This is a genomic window from Mesorhizobium tamadayense, assembly GCF_003863365.1.
Lineage (GTDB): Bacteria > Pseudomonadota > Alphaproteobacteria > Rhizobiales > Rhizobiaceae > Mesorhizobium > Mesorhizobium tamadayense.
Window position 1 is genome coordinate 50,001 of sequence record NZ_RQXT01000019.1, and the last position, 17,520, is coordinate 67,520.

13 protein-coding genes, 1 tRNA gene and 2 rRNA genes (1 of these 16 cut by a window edge) are annotated in these 17,520 nt (G+C 63.0%); 12 read left to right on the forward strand and 4 right to left on the reverse strand.

All coding sequences use genetic code 11. The features are described 5' to 3' along the window. The 3 genes from EH240_RS16875 to EH240_RS16885 all read left to right on the forward strand — a co-directional run. Positions 1-1,368 (forward strand): 23S ribosomal RNA (locus tag EH240_RS16875); it begins 1,432 nt to the left of the window's first position. Between the two features lie 90 nt (positions 1,369-1,458). Then, a 5S ribosomal RNA gene (gene rrf, locus EH240_RS16880) occupies positions 1,459-1,573 on the forward strand. 162 nt (positions 1,574-1,735) lie between these two features. Next, positions 1,736-1,812 (forward strand) — tRNA-Met (locus tag EH240_RS16885). Between the two features lie 504 nt (positions 1,813-2,316). Here the strand turns inward: EH240_RS16885 and EH240_RS16890 are convergent. Both EH240_RS16890 and EH240_RS16895 read right to left on the reverse strand, forming a co-directional pair. Then, a complete protein-coding gene (locus tag EH240_RS16890; protein ID WP_125000103.1) occupies positions 2,317-3,432 on the reverse strand; it encodes a Gfo/Idh/MocA family protein in 1,116 nt (371 codons plus the stop codon). Between the two features lie 21 nt (positions 3,433-3,453). Next, complete coding sequence (locus tag EH240_RS16895) at positions 3,454-4,191, reverse strand: GntR family transcriptional regulator (protein WP_245436121.1); 738 nt, start codon at positions 4,189-4,191, stop codon at positions 3,454-3,456. Positions 4,192-4,319: 128 nt separating this feature from the next. On the opposite strand from EH240_RS16895, the gene EH240_RS16900 reads away from it, so the two are divergent. Then, complete coding sequence (locus EH240_RS16900) at positions 4,320-5,477, forward strand: LLM class flavin-dependent oxidoreductase (protein WP_125000105.1); 1,158 nt, start codon at positions 4,320-4,322, stop codon at positions 5,475-5,477. Further along, positions 5,477-5,959, forward strand: coding sequence for a flavin reductase family protein (locus EH240_RS16905; protein ID WP_125000107.1), 483 nt, complete (start codon positions 5,477-5,479; stop codon positions 5,957-5,959). Before EH240_RS16900 ends, EH240_RS16905 begins: the two co-directional genes overlap by 1 nt. Here the strand turns inward: EH240_RS16905 and EH240_RS16910 are convergent. After that, a complete protein-coding gene (locus EH240_RS16910) occupies positions 5,944-7,011 on the reverse strand; it encodes a LacI family DNA-binding transcriptional regulator (protein ID WP_125000109.1) in 1,068 nt (355 codons plus the stop codon). The two genes, EH240_RS16905 and EH240_RS16910, sit on opposite strands and share 16 nt — an antisense overlap. A 109-nt stretch (positions 7,012-7,120) precedes the next feature. Here EH240_RS16910 and bglB point away from each other — a divergent pair, with 109 nt between their 5' ends. The 7 genes from bglB to EH240_RS16945 all read left to right on the forward strand — a co-directional run bounded on the left by bglB (position 7,121) and on the right by EH240_RS16945 (position 16,084). After that, complete coding sequence (gene bglB, locus EH240_RS16915; RefSeq protein WP_125000111.1) at positions 7,121-8,218, forward strand: beta-galactosidase BglB; 1,098 nt, start codon at positions 7,121-7,123, stop codon at positions 8,216-8,218. Further along, complete coding sequence (gene kduI, locus EH240_RS16920; RefSeq protein ID WP_125000113.1) at positions 8,215-9,048, forward strand: 5-dehydro-4-deoxy-D-glucuronate isomerase; 834 nt, start codon at positions 8,215-8,217, stop codon at positions 9,046-9,048. The genes bglB and kduI overlap by 4 nt, the downstream gene beginning before the upstream one ends. Next, positions 9,045-11,564: a hypothetical protein gene (locus EH240_RS16925; RefSeq protein ID WP_425374807.1), complete on the forward strand. Its 2,520-nt coding sequence runs from the start codon at positions 9,045-9,047 to the stop codon at positions 11,562-11,564. The genes kduI and EH240_RS16925 overlap by 4 nt, the downstream gene beginning before the upstream one ends. Positions 11,565-11,651: 87 nt before the next feature. Further along, positions 11,652-12,920 carry an ABC transporter substrate-binding protein gene (locus EH240_RS16930; protein ID WP_125000116.1) on the forward strand — a complete coding sequence of 423 codons (1,269 nt, stop codon included), beginning with the start codon at positions 11,652-11,654 and terminating at the stop codon, positions 12,918-12,920. Continuing rightward, positions 12,917-13,939: a carbohydrate ABC transporter permease gene (locus tag EH240_RS16935; protein WP_425374808.1), complete on the forward strand. Its 1,023-nt coding sequence runs from the start codon at positions 12,917-12,919 to the stop codon at positions 13,937-13,939. The genes EH240_RS16930 and EH240_RS16935 overlap by 4 nt, the downstream gene beginning before the upstream one ends. Then, complete coding sequence (locus EH240_RS16940; protein ID WP_125000118.1) at positions 13,936-14,988, forward strand: carbohydrate ABC transporter permease; 1,053 nt, start codon at positions 13,936-13,938, stop codon at positions 14,986-14,988. Before EH240_RS16935 ends, EH240_RS16940 begins: the two co-directional genes overlap by 4 nt. 7 nt (positions 14,989-14,995) lie before the next feature. After that, the gene (locus EH240_RS16945; protein ID WP_125000120.1) at positions 14,996-16,084 is read left to right on the forward strand and encodes an ABC transporter ATP-binding protein; all 1,089 of its coding nucleotides are present in this window, start codon (positions 14,996-14,998) and stop codon (positions 16,082-16,084) included. Positions 16,085-16,458: 374 nt separating this feature from the next. Here the strand turns inward: EH240_RS16945 and EH240_RS16955 are convergent, their stop codons facing one another. Then, positions 16,459-17,499, reverse strand: coding sequence for an EscU/YscU/HrcU family type III secretion system export apparatus switch protein (locus EH240_RS16955; protein WP_125000122.1), 1,041 nt, complete (start codon positions 17,497-17,499; stop codon positions 16,459-16,461). Positions 17,500-17,520: the final 21 nt, after the last annotated feature.

Here is a 17,520-nt window from a genome sequence, read left to right on the forward strand (position 1 = left end):
TTAATATTCGTGGGCCTGGAGGTAGTGACGGATCACACAAGTTGTCCAATCTTATCGGATTGAAAGGGCAGCGGAGTGGTTCCAGGAAATAGCTCCTCCTTATAGACCGTACCCGAAACCGACACTGGTGGTCTGGTAGAGTATACCAAGGCGCTTGAGAGAACTATGCTGAAGGAACTCGGCAAATTGCACGCGTAACTTCGGAAGAAGCGTGACCCTTTTCTGCGCAAGCAGAGGAGGGTGGCACAGACCAGGGGGTAGCGACTGTTTATCAAAAACACAGGGCTCTGCGAAGTCGCAAGACGACGTATAGGGTCTGACGCCTGCCCGGTGCTGGAAGGTTAAGAGGAGGGGTGCAAGCTCTGAATCGAAGCCCCAGTAAACGGCGGCCGTAACTATAACGGTCCTAAGGTAGCGAAATTCCTTGTCGGGTAAGTTCCGACCTGCACGAATGGCGTAACGACTTCCCCGCTGTCTCCAGCATAGACTCAGTGAAATTGAATTCCCCGTGAAGATGCGGGGTTCCTGCGGTTAGACGGAAAGACCCCGTGCACCTTTACTATAGCTTTACATTGGCATTCGTAGTGGCATGTGTAGGATAGGTGGTAGGCTTTGAAGCCTGGGCGCCAGCTCAGGTGGAGCCACCCTTGAAATACCACCCTTATTACTATGGATGTCTAACCGCGGCCCGTTATCCGGGTCCGGGACAATGTATGGTGGGTAGTTTGACTGGGGCGGTCGCCTCCTAAAGAGTAACGGAGGCGCGCGATGGTGGGCTCAGAACGGTCGGAAATCGTTCGCTGAGTGCAATGGCATAAGCCTGCCTGACTGCGAGACTGACAAGTCGAGCAGAGACGAAAGTCGGTCATAGTGATCCGGTGGTCCCGCGTGGAAGGGCCATCGCTCAACGGATAAAAGGTACGCCGGGGATAACAGGCTGATGACCCCCAAGAGTCCATATCGACGGGGTTGTTTGGCACCTCGATGTCGACTCATCGCATCCTGGGGCTGGAGCAGGTCCCAAGGGTATGGCTGTTCGCCATTTAAAGCGGTACGTGAGTTGGGTTCAGAACGTCGTGAGACAGTTCGGTCCCTATCTGCCGTGGGTGTAGGAATATTGAAAGGATCTGTCCCTAGTACGAGAGGACCGGGATGGACGGATCTCTGGTGGACCTGTTGTGGCGCCAGCCGCATTGCAGGGTAGCTATATCCGGACGGGATAACCGCTGAAGGCATCTAAGCGGGAAACCCACCTTGAAACGAGTATTCCCTGAGAACCGTGGAAGACGACCACGTTGATAGGCCGGGTGTGGAAGAGCGGCAACGCTTGAAGCTTACCGGTACTAATAGTTCGATCGGCTTGATCGTTCTCATTACTAATATCCATTGAGGCGCAATCCGAAGGATTGTCGCCGGCACGAATAGACAGCTTCTCGATTTGAACGTGCGTTTTGCCGACCTGGTGGTTATGGCGGAGCGGCTGCACCCGATCCCATTCCGAACTCGGCCGTGAAACGCTCCAGCGCTGATGGTACTTCGTCTCAAGACGCGGGAGAGTAGGTCGCTGCCAGGTCTGCCAAGCGCACGTTCACCTCACATCCGGATCAGGATCCAGATGGAGACAAATCTTCTCCTTACGATAAGGCCCGCCAAACGGGATCTTGGGCCGCGCAAGCGGCCCTTTCATTTGGCGGTCCCTTGAATTCGGTAAGCTCAAGCTTACCTCTATGGTTGACGCGGGGTGGAGCAGCCCGGTAGCTCGTCAGGCTCATAACCTGAAGGTCACAGGTTCAAATCCTGTCCCCGCAACCAGTCTCGACCAAAAACTCCAGCAAACTCAATGAGTTGCTGGAGTTTTTGTTTTTGGCGGCGCAATTGCTCTCAACAAAATCAAATACTTAGTTTGCAGGTTCAAATCACAACCAACCCACGTCGGCCCCAAAGCCCAGACTTTGGCTATGGTCTCAATCTGAAATTGTCGCCGGTTGAGTGCGGGTAGCCGAACACTGGCCGCCCTCTGGATCCACTACCGTATCTCCTTGGGTCAAACCATCCCCTTCGCACGTTGTCGCGCCGATCACCGCACGGATCGCTGAGCGGCCTTTCGACGCCGCTGCGGGGATATGTGTTGCCGTATGCGGGCCCCTCGGCACGCAAAGAGCAATAAAAGGACATCTTGGCATTGGCCCCGGCCATCGGGTGCGCGCTTCGCGCGCTCAAAGATGGATCATAACAATCGGGAATGATGTTATCTCCGCGGGGAATTAGATAGCCGCCGCGCCGGTGGCTAGCTGTTTAGCATCTGATCCCGTGCGCCTAGGTCAGCAGCGCGAATTCACCGGGGAGTTCGACGGTGCAGCCTCCGCGAGCCGATTTTTCAGCAGCAAGGCCCATGACGACGGCCCACCAGCCGTCTTGCAGGGTTACCTCCACTTTGCCTTGTCCGCGCACCGCCGCGACGAAGCGAGCATGTTCGAAATAGGTGGAGCCGTTGTGGTCGCCGGCTGCCAGCAGCCGGGCATCGACCGGAATCTCAAGCGCGCGCGGCCCCGGCGGTTTGCGAGGACTGACGATCAGTTCCGGCGTGGGGGCGGCGCCCAGATGCCGTGGCCAGAAGCGACCTGGTCCGGGAACCCGGCATTCGATCTTGCCGTTGCCGCCGACGGCGCAGAGTTCCTCCTGATAGCGACTGCCTTCGCCGAACATGCACAGCTCCAGCATGGCGCGGGCGCCGCTGGCGAAATCGATCAACACATAGCCGTGGTCGAGAATATCCGGCGTTTCGCCGGCATAGCGTTCGTCGAGATGGTTGACGGCCTGTCCCGCACTCGCCATCACGCGGACAGGGTCGGATCTGAGGATCAGCCGCATCAGGTCGAAGAAGTGGCAGCACTTTTCGACGAAAGTGCCGCCGGTATTGCGGTTGAAGCGGTTCCAGTCGCCGACCTTGGCCAGGAAGGGAAAACGGTGCTCGCGAATGGTCAGCATGCGAATGCCGCCGGTGGCGTCGCCGGCCTGTTCGACGAAGGCGGCAACGGGTGGCATATAGCGGTATTCCATCGCCACCCACACCAGCGGAAGCCTTGCCTTTACCGCCGCTATGCGCTTCTCGTCTTCGGCGGCCGTGAAGAGCGGTTTTTCGACCAGGACCGGCAGCGGCCGGCGCGCGGCGATCTCCTCCAGTTGGCCGAGGTGGCGGTGGTTGGGGCTGGCGATCAGAACGCAGTCGACCCCGTCCATGGCCAGCAATTCGGCGATCGACGCCGCCGGTCGTGCATCTGGCGCCAGGGCCAACGACGCTGCCAACATGCCTGGATCCGGCTCGAAGATCGCGGCCACATGCGCGTCCGGCAAAAGGGCGATGTTGCGGATATGCTCCTGGCCCATCATGCCGCAGCCGACAATGCCGTAGCCGATCGATGATTTGGTCACTCGGCGCCTTCCTTCCAGCTCTTATTTGAAACGCGTCACATAGCGCGCCACGCCGGGATCGAACCAGCTGCGCGAATATTCCACGCTGGCGCCGTCGCCGGCCCAGGCGATGCGTTCGATGAACCCCACGACAGTTTGCGGCTGGGGCTTGAAGTCGGCCGGAGCCCAGTCGGGCACAGGTGCTACGGCAATGTGATCCTCGGCGCGAGCGATCGAGAAGCCGAGCGCCAGCCGGTAGTGGAGATAGAGCGATTCCGAAAGATCGTCGCGCTCGAGCCGCTCGGTGCGGCTGGCATCGAGCCATATCTCCTCGATGGCTGCCGGCTGGCCGTCGAGCCGCCGCAGCCGACGGATGCGGTGGCCTTCCCGCGCGCTGCCGAATTCCGGTAGGTCGGAGGGCTTCCGGAGCCGCTCGACCGACAGGATTTCGGCGGTCGGCAGTCCGCCACCGCCGATACGCTCCAGCCGGAAGAAGGCATAGATTCCGATCAGCTCGGCGCGCGCCCGCACGTAGTTCCCTGACCCTTGGATGCGGTCGAGAAGCCCTTTTCCGGTCAGGTCGGCAAGGGCGCGTCTCAGCGTGCCGACAGCGATCCCGAGGCTCGCAGCCATCTCGCGCTCGGGCGGCAGTCGCGCTCCGTCGGCCAGCCGTCCGGCGGCAATCTCGCGGATCAACATCTCGCTGATCTGCAGGTGCACCGGCAAGGGGCCGCGCATCTGGCTCGATCGGTGGCCGGGGTCGGCCCTTGTCAATTGCATTCCGCTTCCCAATCCAGGCTGTCGGGCTGGCATCCCAAAATTGATACAGTATTGATCTACATCAAAACGGATGCTACGCAAGCCCCAATCGCAGCACCGAAACCGACGAACGTCCTCAAAGAGCGACCATGACCATCGTCCCAATCACCTCGCCGGATCTCGATGCGGCCGAAGTCGCCTGGTTCGCCGCGCTCTGCTCGGATGACTATCGCTACCTTGGCGTGCCGGACGGCGCGCTGCGCTCAAGCTGGGCGCATTGCTCGCAGATCGTAACGACGTCGGAGGAACTCGGCTTCCGCAACATCCTTTGCCCGTCGTCCTATCAGGTCGGCCAGGACACGCTGAGCTTCGTTGCTGCCTGCGCGCCGATCACCTCGAAGATCAATCTGCTCGCCGCCGTGCGCTGCGGCGAGATGCAGCCGATCATGCTGGCACGCACCATTGCGACGCTGGACCACATGCTGGAAGGCCGGCTGACGGTGAACGTCATCTCGTCGGACTTTCCGGGCGAGACGGCCGACAGCGCCTACCGCTATCAGCGCTCGCGAGAAGTGGTGCAGATCCTGCGCCAGGCCTGGACCAGGGACAGCATCGATTTCGAGGGCGAGGTCTATCATTTCAAGGGGCTCTCGACAGCGCCGGCAAAACCCTATCAGCAGAATGGCGGCCCGCTGCTCTATTTCGGCGGCTATTCGCCCGACGCGCTCGAGCTTTGCGCCGAACAGTGCGACGTCTACCTGATGTGGCCGGAAACGAAGGAGGAACTCGCCGGCCGCATGAGAGCCGTGCATGAGCGCGCCGCGCGCCATGGGCGGACGCTCGACTACGGCCTGCGCGTCCACATGATCGTGCGCGATACCGAGGCCGAAGCGAAAGACTATGCCCGGGAGTTGGTGTCGAGGCTGGACGATGAGCAGGGCAGGGTGATCCGCGAGCGGGCGCTCGATGCCCGCTCGCTCGGCGTGTCGCACCAGGCCAGAAACCGCGAGATCGCCAACGCGGAAGGCTATGTCGAGCCGCATCTGTGGACGGGCGTCGGACGGGCGCGCTCGGGCTGCGGCGCAGCACTTGTGGGCTCGGCCGATCAGGTGCTGTCGGAGATCGAGGCCTACATGAAGATGGGCATCCGCGCCTTCATCTTTTCCGGCTATCCGCATCTCGACGAGGCGCGGCACTTCGGCACCAAGGTGCTGCCGCAGCTCAAGACCTGCTCGCTGCCGCATGCTTATGGCCGGGTGCCGGACAAGACGCCGGCGACGCCATTGGGAACCGGGGAGCGCCGCTGATGGAGCATGTCGTGTGCGATCCGCGCCTGTTGCGCAACGCGTTCGGGCGCTTCGCCACAGGTGTTACCGTGGTCACCACCGGCGCGCCCGACGCGCCGGTCGCGATCACCGCCAACAGCTTTTCGTCCGTGTCGCTCGATCCACCTTTGGTGCTGTGGTCGATCGGCCGCCACTCGCGCCGGTTCGATGCTTTCGCCAACGCAACCCATTATGCCATCCACGTGCTGGCAGAAGATCAAATGGATCTGTGCTGGCGCTTTTCGAAGTCGGGGACCGACTTTGCCGGTCTCGACCTTGCGTGGAACACACACGGCGTGCCGCTGCTGCCGCGGGCACTGGCGCGGTTCGAATGCAGCGTCGCCGACCGCTTCCCGGCAGGGGATCATCTGATCCTGCTTGGACGCGTGCTCGAACTGGAGACGCAAGACGGTTCGCCGCTGCTCTTTGCCGGCGGCTCGTCGCGGCCTCAAGGTGCCGGCTGATGACGACCCACGCCGACACGGGCTGGCGCCGTCGACTGGCGTTCCACGAGGTAGCAGGCGAGCTCGACCCGGCGCGGCGGGAGCACCGAATGGGCCATGTCGTCGAGCAGCAGGCTGAGCGCGGCCGATCCGATCTCGTGCATCGGAATATGCATCGCCGTCAGCGGCGGGTTGCAGAAGGCCGCCAGCGGCAGATCGTCCATGCCGACGACGGACACATCGCCGGGCACCGAATACCCGGCTTCCTGGATGCCGGCGATGACGCCGAAGGCGAGGCTGTCGCCGGCTGTCAGCACGGCGGTGAAATCGAGACCGCGCGTGGCGATGCGCTCCTTCACCGCTTTGCTCGCAAGCTCCGGCAGCCAATCCTGCACCTCGATCACAAGATCCTCGAAGTCAGCGACACCGCCCGCGATCAGCGCGTCGCGCCAGCCTTCGTAGCGGCGCTCGATCGTGCGCCGGCCGCGTCGCATCAGGAACAGGACGCGGTGGTGGCCGAGGCCGATCAGATGCTGAGCGGCAAGCATGGCGGCGGAGCGGTTGCAGGGCGTCACGCTCGAATGGCGCATCGAGGGATCGTCGCCGTTGACGAGCACGATCGGCTTGGAGAAGCCGGCCGCACGCGTCAGAACATCGTCATCGTCCAAGGTCAGAAAAAGGCAGCCGGCGACGCTGTCGTCGCACTCGGATTCGCGCAGAAGGGCTGTTTCCTCTTCGGGCGTCGCGACTGGCCGGGTTACCAGCTCGACCCCGAGCATGCGGGCGCGTTCGTTGAGCCCGTCGAGGACATGATAGGTAAACTGGTTGCGGGCACTGTCGACCATGGCGACGCTACTTGCGGCCAGGATGACCTTGCGGCCGGCGACCGAGGCCGGGATGGCATAGTTCATCGACTTCGCGGCTTCGATGATCGTGGTGCGCAGCTCATCCCTTACGCCGCCAACGCCGCTCAGCGCGCGCGAGGCGGTGCTGACCGAAACACCACAGCGCGCCGCGATCTCCTCGAGACGGATGCGGCGGCTGGGGCGACCGCGTTTGCCTTGTATGGTCATGTTTTGTCGCGCTCCAGCAAAGCTGCTCCAATCTGCAAAAAATTTTCAGATTGCGCAAGAAAAATGCCTGTGGGACAGTTCTGATGGGAGTGGAGGAACGGGAGGAGTGATGCCGCTGTCGGCTGAACGCCTGAATTCCGCGCTTGCCAGCCTCGTGGCCGGCATGACGGGCTTGCGCCATGACGGGCGGTTCCACGAGCCGAATCTCGACGGGACACCGGGCGACTATGTCAGCTTCGACAGCTGGGAATGGCCGCAAGGCATCGGGCTCTATGGGCTGGTCCGGCTATGGGCGCAGACCGGCGAGGAGGATCGGCTGCTGCAGACGATCGAGGCCTGGTACGACCGACGCATCGCGGCCGGTCTTCCTGCGATGAACGTGAACACCACCGCACCCCTGCTGGCGCTGAGCGAATTGTGGCGGCGCCGGCGCCAGCCGCGCTTCGAGCCGGTCTTGCACGAATGGGCCGAGCGGGTGGTCACCACGATGCCGCGGACGCCAGAAGGCGGCTTCCAGCACAATGTTTCGGACCGGGTCAACGACGACGAATTGTGGGACGACACGCTGTTCATGGTGGCGCTGTTTCTTGCGTCCTACGGTCAGGCCGCCGGTCAGCGCCGCTTCGTCGAAGAGGCGGAACGGCAGTTTCTCGTCCACGCCCGTTATCTCGCCGACCCGGCATCCGGGCTGTGGTTCCACGGCTGGACGTTCGACGGCCGGCACAATTTCGGCCGCGCGCTTTGGGGCAGGGGCAACGCCTGGATCACTGTGGGCATCCTCGATCTGTTGGAATTCGCCGAGATCACGCCCTCAGTGCGGGCTTATCTGCTCGGCGTGCTGGAGACGCAGCTCGAGGCCTTGCTGAAGGTGCAGGCTGGCTCAGGCGCATGGCACACCTTACTCGACGATCCGAGCTCCTACGAAGAGATCTCGGCCACGGCCGGTTTCGGTTATGGGCTGATGAAGGCCGCGCGGCTCGGAATCGGCCCGACGGAATGTCGTGCCGCCGGGCTGCGCGCCTTGGAAGCGGTGGTGGCGAACATCGACGATGAAGGCGTGGTAGCGAACGTCTCATACGGCACGCGCATGGGGCACGACCTGCAGTTCTATCGCGACATCCCGATCCATCCGACGGGCTACGGGCAGGCGCTGGCCATCCTGTGCCTGACCGAAGGCGCACGGCAGTCGAAGGTGGAGGCCGCATGATGCGGACGCTCTACGGCGCATCGCCGGCCGACGTTGCCGGCATGGATACGGAGCGGCTGAGAGCCGAATTCCTGGTCGACGGCCTGTTCCGGCCAGGCGCGATCGAATTCGTCTATACCCATGTCGATCGCATGATCGTCGGTGGCGCGGTTCCGCTCGCCAATCCGTTGACGTTCGGCAACGGGGCCGATGTCGGCACACCGCTCTTCTTTACGGCGCGAGAGATGGGTATCGCCAATCTCGGCGGCAGCGGCTCTGTCACTGTCGACGGCACGCGCTTCACTGTCGCCAACCGCGACATCGTCTATATCGGACGCGGGGCGCGCGAGGTGACGTTGGAGACCGACGATCTGCAGAGGCCGGCGCGCTTCTATATGAACTCGGTGCCGGCCGGCGCCGACATTGCCCATCGTTTCATCGCCAGCAGCGAAGCCAAGCCACTGGTGCTGGGTGAAGAGGCACGCGCGAACCGGCGCACGCTGCGCATGTACATTCACCCCGAAGTGGCTCCATCATGCCTTTTGCTGATGGGCATCACCGACCTCGCGCCGGGTAGCGTGTGGAACACCATGCCGCCGCATCTGCACGAGCGGCGCATGGAGGCCTATTGCTATTTCGATCTTGCCGCTGTCGACCGTGTCGTTCACCTGATGGGCCGGCCTGACAAGACCCGCCACATGATGGTCGCCGACGGCGACGTCGTCCTGTCGCCCGCCTGGTCGATCCATATGGGGGCCGGCACCGGGCCCTATGCCTTCGTCTGGGGTATGACCGGCGAGAACCGGGCCTACACCGATGTCGATCCAGTTGCCGTGAAGGATTTGCGATGAGCGAGGCCGCGCAAAACGTTCGGGCGGACTTTACGCTGCGCCGGCCGCTCATGGCCGGGCAGCCAATCGTCTATTGGCGGCTCGGGTCTATCGCCGAGCAGCGCTATGATGTGGCCGATCAGCCCATGAAGGGGGAGATGGACCCCTTCTTCTTCCTGACCAAGCACAAGAATTTCATTCCGCATGAATATCCGTGCCGCACGCAATTCGCAGCGGAACGTCGTGGCAAGCGGCCTCTGGTCAGCTCCGAATTCAACGTCGAGCGCGTCTGGCTGCCCTTCGCCTCGCCGCGCATCGATCTGTCGGGCTTCTGGTTCCGGCCGACGGTGCTTGGAACCTGGGCCGAGACCACGATCGAGGCGGCCTCGACTGGCGAGGCGCTGTTGCGGCTGCGCACATGCGGCGGCGCCATACTCTTTGCCAATGGTGAGGAAGCCGGCTGGATGGCACCCTACGGCCGCAATCTGGAAAGTGCCGAGCATTTCAAGATAGCGCTGAGGGTCGGCCGCAACGACATTCGCATATGGTTCGACGATCTCGCAGAGCGTGACGCCCGCTACTATTTCCAGCTCGACTATCTGTCGGGTCCGGCTGCTTTGGTCGCACTGCCGATCGAGGTGGAGGGCGACGCCGCCGGTGCGATGGAGGCGGCTCTCGACGACATGCATTTCGAGCGGCCCGCCTATGACGGCGGCGAAGTGGCATTGATCACCAGCGTGGCCCTGCCACGCGACGCGCAAGTCGAGGTCGAGATCGAGGGCGATTTCATGTCGATAGAGGCGCCGGTGCGCTTAGCTTTCGATCTGCCCAAAGGCCAGACGCGTCTGCCGATTGCCGAAACAGAGCAACTGCCCGCCGACTTTCGTCACTTCAAGGTGACGTTGACGGTTGGCGACTACAGCGCATCCCGCGTGTTCGGCGTCGAGATCTGCCACGCGCGCCGTCAGGGGGACGCCAAGGAGGCGCTTGCCGCGCGCATTGATGAGGCGCTCAGCGAAATCGCCGGCCACGCCGAAGCCGACACGGTGCGGGCGCTGGCGCGCCTGGCGATCGGGCAGGCGGGCGCCGAGACCGACGCCATGATATCGGGCGCGCTGCCGGCGATCGAGGACTGTCACGATTGCGCCGACTTCATCCTGGTGCCGATGCTGTGGTGCCGCAAAGTCTATGGCGAAGGTCTCGACGCAGGTGTGCGTGCGCGCGTCGACAACGCGATCCTCGGCTATCGCTACTGGATGGACGAGCCCGGCAACGATGTGCAGTGGTATTTCTCCGAGAACCACGCGCTGCTCTTTCATACCGCCGCCTACATTGCCGGCGGGCTTTTGCCAGAAGCGCGCTTCGTGCGGTCGGGCCGCCTCGGCCGCGAGCAGTCGGCGGTGGGCGCAGCGCGGGTGCGGGCTTGGCTCGACCATTTCGAGGCATGGGAGATGGCCGAGTTCAATTCGGCGCCCTACTTCCCGATCGACCTCAAGGGCCTGTGCGCGCTCTATGCCTTGGCTCCGGACAAGGACATCGCCGAACGTGCCGGAAACGCGGTCATCCGCCTGCTGGAAATCGTCGCACGCTCGGCCCATCACGGCATCCTCACCGGCGCGCAAGGGCGCTCCTATGAGCATACGCTGCGTGCCGCGCGCTCGCTCGAACTGTCGGGCATCTGTCGCATGATGTGGGGCAAGGGCAATTACGGGATGCGCTTCCATGCGCTGCCGCAGCTCGCGCTCTGCCTGCGCGACCACGGCTTGAGCGTTCCGGTCGAACTGGCGGCGATTGCCTCGCTCGCCGACGATACGGCGTGGGAATGGACCTTCGCACAAGGACAGGACCGCTTCGCGCGGCTCTATCACCACAAGACGCGTGACCATGCGATGGGCAGCGCGGCCGGTTATCGCTGGAACCAGTGGGGTTATCAGGAGACCGTCATTCACGCCCGGCTCGGCAGGAATCCGGACGCGCAGATCTGGATCAATCATCCGGGCGAAGTGCTGCAATCGGGATATGGCAGACCGTCCTACTGGGGCGGTTCCGGCACCTTGCCGCGGGTTCACCAATACCGCGACCTCGCCGTCGTCAGCTTCTCCTGTTCGGACGAGCAGCCAGACTTCACACACGCCTGGTTCCCGGCAGGTGCCTTCGATGCCGTGCAGGTGGATGGCCATCGGGCGTTCGCACAATCGGGCGACGCCTTCGCAATGCTGAAAACGGATGTACCGCTCAATGAGGTCAAGGGTGGTCCAACGGCCGGCAACGAGTTGCGGGCGGCGGGACGCAGGACCACTTGGATCGTCCGCCTCGGCGACCGGGACGCCGATCTGCCGACGCTCGACGCCTGGGCAGCCGCCATTGCGGACCTGTCGGTGCGGTCAGGCCAGGACGGCGAGCTGATCGTCGAGGATCCGGAGTACGGCACTGTGCGCTTCCTCGCCGACGCGAGGGTCGTGGCTGAGGGTCGGACGCTCGATCCGGCCAACTGGACCGTGCGCGGCGAGGCGACACGCATGAAACGCCGAGAATAGGGAGGAATCGGCTGCGGCCCTCAAGAGGAGAGGGCGGGGCGGCCTGAACGGTCGGGGCGCGGCCCCGGATAAAGGAGGAGACGAAGCATGACCAAGACCCGCACTTTGCTGGCCGCGCTATCGGTCAGCCTGCTCGCATCGACCAGCGCGTTTGCCGGCGACGTGCGCATCATGTGGTACTCGGACGGTGTCGAAGGCGATGTCATCCAGGACCTTCTGAACCGCTTCATGAAGGACAATCCCGACATCCACGTCACGCTCGACAACGTCGCTTACAAGGTGATTCAGGAGCAACTGCCCATCCAGCTCGAGGCCGGCCAGGGGCCGGACATCGCCCGCGTCACCAACATCAAGGAACTCGCCCAGCACTGGCTCGATCTCAGGCCGCTGGTGGCCGACCCGAAATACTGGGACGACAATTTCGGCGACACGCTGGACTGGATGCGCCCAGACGGCTCCAAGGCCATCACCGGTTTCATGACCCAGCTCACGCTCACCGGCGGTTTCGCCAACAAGACGCTGTTCGAACAGGCCGGCGTGGCGCTGCCCGGCGAGAAGGCAACCTGGGACGACTGGATCAACGCCGCCGCCGAGGTGGCGAAGAGCCAACAGCTTCCGGCGGCGTTTGCCATCGACCGCTCCGGCCACCGCATTTCCGGTGCGAATGTTTCCTATGGCGCCAACTATATCGGACCCGATGGCAAGCCCGCGAAAGTAGACGACGGCACCAAGGCGTTTGTCGGCAAGCTCGTCGACTGGACCGCCAAGGGCCTGATGCTGAAGGATACCTGGGTTTCTGCGGCGGGCTCGACCTACCGCGCGGCCGCCGACGATTTCATCAACGCCCAGCTCCCGTTCTATTATTCGGGGAGCTGGCAGGTCGCCAATCTGTCGACCAAGATCGGCGATAGCTTCGACTGGGTGGCAACCGGCTCGCCCTGCGGCACGGCCGGCTGTTCGGGCGTCAAGGGCGGCGCGGCACTGGTCGCCATCAGATACACCAAGAACCCCAAGGACGTCGCCAAGGTCATGGATTACCTAGCGCGCGAGGACATCGTGAAAGAGTTCAGCGAGCGCACGCTGTTCCTGCCGGCGCACAAGGGCGTCATCGCGAAAGGTGGACTGAAGTGGGGCTCGGCCGACAAGAATGTCGGTCCGGCGCTCGACAAGTTCGTTAAGGCGGCGGGTGAAACCCTGCCGGCCGCCGACGCGCTGCCGCCGTGGAAATGGGCCAACGCCTACTTCGCCGCGCTGGTGACCCGCGTCAGCCAAGTGATGGCCGGCGAGCTCACTCTCGACGATGCCTGGGGCAAAATCGACCAGGATATCGCCGACAAGGTTGCCGAGGCCAAGTGAGCGCCGCCGCGACGCTGAAGGCATTGACTGGCGCCGCTCTCGCGGCGCCGGTCGTCTGGCTGGCGTCGATCGTCAACGTGCCGCTCAAGTGGTGGCAGCGCGTGACGGGAACCGGCGGCATGGCCGCCTTCTTCCTTGCCCCGAACATGGCGATCTTCGGCATCTTCGTGGTGGTGCCGCTGGTCATCAATTTCTTCTATTCGGCCACGTCAGGAACGGCCTATTTCCTACAGGACCGCAGCTATGTGGGGCTGGAGCAATATCAGCGCCTGCTCGATTGCGGCAGCTATCTGGATACCGCCACCTGCCGCGAGGATCTTTTCTGGAAGGCCGTGCACAACACGGGCCTGTTCGTCGTCGTGCAGGTCGCGCTGATGACGATCGTGTCGATGATAACGGCGCTGATCCTCAATCGCGAGATGGTCGGGCGCAGCTTCTGGCGCGCGGTGTTCTTCTTTCCAGTGCTGCTGTCGCCTGTCGTAACCGGCCTGATCTGGCGCTGGATCCTGCAACGCCAGGGCCTGCTCAACCTCATCGTCCATGATCTGGGAGGCGAGCCATACAACTGGCTGACCGACCGGTTCTGGGCCTTTACCGCCGCCGTCAGCGTCTCGGTCTGGGCACATATGGGCTTCTACACGCTCATCCTGCTTGCCGGATTGCAGGCGATCCCGCGCGACCTCTACGAGGCGGCCGAGATGGATGGCACCAGGCCGGCGCGGGTGTTCTGGCGCATCACGCTGCCGCTGTTAATGCCGAACCTGCTTGTCGTCATCGTGCTGGCGCTGATCCGCGCCGTGCAGATCTTCGACGAAGTCTATGTGCTGACGGGCGGTGGCCCGGGAACCTCGACCCTCTATCTCACGCAGTACATCTACGAGATCGGCTTCGCCTCGCTGCTGCGCAATCCGGGACTGGCTTCGGCGGCTTCCATCCTGATGGGACTGGTGCTGGTCGTGCTCACCCTGCTTCAGCTGCAGGTCGGGCGCCGGGGCGAACGGAAGGGGGCGCGCGAATGAGCGGCGTCATGACGTTCCTGACCCGCCGGCGCGGCGGCCGTTTCTGGCACTGGACGGATATCGTCAGCTGGCTGTGGCTCGCCGGCGGTCTCGTCATCATGTTCGGCCCGGCCGTCTGGCTGGTGGGCTCCTCGTTCAAGACACCGGCGCAACTTGCCGAGTTCCCGCCGACCATCCTGCCCTATGTCAGCCAGCAGGCGACGGTAGAAGGTCACGACAAACCGCTCACTCTCTACAGTGTGAAGCTGCCGGACGGTTCGACCAAAGTGCTGGCCGAGTTGCGCCGTATCGGCATCGTGGCGCAGATGGTGGACCCGAAGGCGCCGGACGATATCGTGAAGGTCAACATCGCGAACCGTGAACCGGTGCGCGAAATCGGCTTCGCGACGGAGAACTACACCGAGCCCTTCGTCCATTTCGAGTTCCTGCGCTATCTGCGCAATTCGGTTTTCGTGACGGCAATGGCGACGCTGATCACGCTGCTGACCAATTCGATGGCTGCCTTCGCCTTGTCGAAATACAGGTTTCGCGGCCGCGATCTCACCATGCTATTGATCGTCGGCACGCTGATGGTGCCGCTGTCGGTCATCCTGGTGCCGCTCTATTCGGTGGTGAGCGCTGCCGGCCTGCTCGATTCGCTGTGGGGTGTGATCTTGCCGACGGTAGCGACGCCGACCGGCGTGTTCCTGCTGCGTCAATACATGCTGACCATCCCGGACGAGCTGCTCGATGCGGCGCGCATGGACAACGCCTCGGAATGGCAGATCTACTGGCGGATCGTGTTGCCGCTTGCCGCGCCGGCGCTCGCGGTGCTTGCGATCTTCTCGGTCGTCTGGCGCTGGAACGACTTCTTGTGGCCGCTGGTGGTGCTGTCGCGCAAGGAACTCTACACGCTCCAGGTCGGGCTCAACACCTATGCCGGTCAGCTCAACGTGCAGTGGCACTTCATCCTGGCGATGACCGTGGTGACGATGATCCCCGTCGTCCTCGTCTTTGTCTTCCTGCAGCGATACATCACCTCCGGCATTGCCGGCACCGGGTTGAAGTGAGGGCGCCATGGGACGGATAACCCTGACCAACATCGATCGCGCCTACGGCAAGATGAAGATCCTGCACGACATCAACCTCGACGTCGGCGACGGCGAGATGCTGGTTCTTGTCGGCCCTTCGGGTTGCGGCAAGTCCACCCTGCTGCGGCTGATTGCCGGGCTCGACCGGCCGACCGGCGGCAGGATCGAGATCGATGGCGCCGACGTCACTGACGTCTCGGCCGCCCAGCGCGGATTGGCCATGGTGTTCCAGTCCTACGCGCTCTACCCGCATATGAGCGTGCGCCAGAACCTTGCCTTCGGTCTCGAGAACGTTCGCATGCCGAAGACCGAGATTGACGCGCGCATCGCGGAAGCGGCGCGCATGCTAGAGATCGCTCCCTATCTCGACCGGCGGCCCGGGCAACTTTCAGGCGGCCAGAAGCAGCGCGTGGCGATCGGCCGTGCGGTGGTGCGCAATCCGACAGCCTTCCTGCTCGACGAACCACTATCCAATCTCGATGCTGAGCTACGCATCTCGACGCGCGCCGAACTCGCGGCCCTGCACAAGCGCCTGGCGACAACGATGATCTATGTTACCCACGATCAGGTCGAGGCGATGACGCTGGCGGATCGTATCGTCGTCATGCGGTCAGGGCGGATCGAGCAGGTCGGCCGGCCGCTGGATCTCTACAACGCACCGGCAAACCTGTTCGTCGCCGGCTTTATCGGTGCACCGCGCATGAACCTTCTGCCGGTCAAGGTGCGTTCCGCCAACGGCTCGCAAGTGCATGTCGAAGGTCCGGGCGGACTTTCAGCGGTGGTCTCGGCCGACGGGACTGCGCTGAAGCCGGAAGACGACGCGACGCTTGGCATCCGGCCGCACGACATCGAACTCTCGGACGGCGGAAAGGGCGCGGTCAGCGCGAAGGTCACGCTGGCCGAAGCGCTAGGCCCGGAAACCGTCATCCACGCCACCATCGCCGGCGACAACAAGCTGGTCGCCGTGCTCAAGCGACAGGACGTCGAAGCGCAAGATGCGCCGATCAGCCTGACCCTGCCGTGGGAGCGGATGCATCTCTTCGATGCTGCCGGACTGCGCGTCGCTTCGCGTTAGCCGGCGGCGCCCAGGATGGTCAGGCGAACCGGTTCGGCTCCTGCCGCAAGCAGCAGCCGGTCGCAATGAGTCCGGCCCCGTCCGCGAGTACAACCTCGCCAGAACGTGCATCGATGCTGGCGACGTTCGCATTGAGACCCAGGTCGATCTCGTTCTTTGAGCAAGAGCTTCCCCGCGGAGCGGATTCCAATCCTCCGGTGCTTTGCCGGTATCCGATCCGACCGCGATCAAACAATGGTTAGTTAGGTCCGCTTCCAAGTCGCCTTGCCCACCCGTCTTATTCTCGCAATCCGCAAGATAAATCGCCTCGTCGGTCAATATCTGGCGGGTTCGCTCTCAAATCGATAACTGAAGGACGACCGCAGATTTTCGCCTCAAGTGAGTCCATGCCGGACAAGATGGCGAACGACTGGTGAGAACATCTCATGGCCGATAAATGTTCCAGTATTCGCATGCTCGAAAAGTGGTTCGGCCACCGCCGCGTCCTCGACCACAGGGATGCCTGCCTGGCGCGCTTGAGCCATTATCTCGTCGGCCGCGCGGCCCTGGCCCTTGCCGACGACCGTCGGCACCGGCGTTTCGCCCTTGACGTAACGTAGCGCCACGGCCTGGTCGCCGGATAAGAAGACGATGACCGCATTTTTCACGCCTAGCTTCGCCGGTTGCATCACCGCCTCGCGCCGCTGCCGCTGCTGTTCATGGCGGATCAAGGGATCTCCCTCGAGATCCTTGTGCTCGCGCTTGTATTCGGTTGTCGTCATGCGCATGTCGCGGAGGAACAGCCAGCGTTGAACGGGAACATCGATCAGGCCGATGACGACGAAGGCCAAGCCGGCGGCGATTCCGAGAGGCGTCAGCACTGCTCTGATCATCGGGGCCAGGCACGACGGACCGCAACCCGGCGCATCGAAAAGCGGCTGCAGCCATGTGATCAGCACGAACACGAAGAGGCATGCCAGCAGCACCAGTTTGATCACGCCTTTGGCGAACTCGATGACGTTGCGCAGTGACAGGATCTTCTGGAGGCCCTTGGCCGGGTTTATGTAGTCGAACTGCGGCTTGAGCGGCTCGAACGAGAAGACCGGCCCGAACGTCCCCAGTATGCCGAAGGCGGCGGTGAGAACGACAACGATGCCGGCCAGCGGCAGCGTGGCAAGCATCAGCAGCGAGAACGAATGACGGATGGCGCGCAGGCTTACATCCCCGAATGAGCCGCTGGGCGCGGTTACGGTCTGCACGAGTTCCGATAGGTGCTTGAAGAGCGTCGGCCAGAAAAAATAGAGATACGCGAGCGCTGCGAAAAAAGTGAAGCCGGAGATGAGGTCGCGGCTCTGTGGAACTTTGCCTTTGCGGCGGGCGTCGCGAAGCTTCTTGTCGGAAGCCGGTAGTTTCTTTTCCTCAGCTTCTTCGGCCATGTTGCAATCTTACCGCACTGT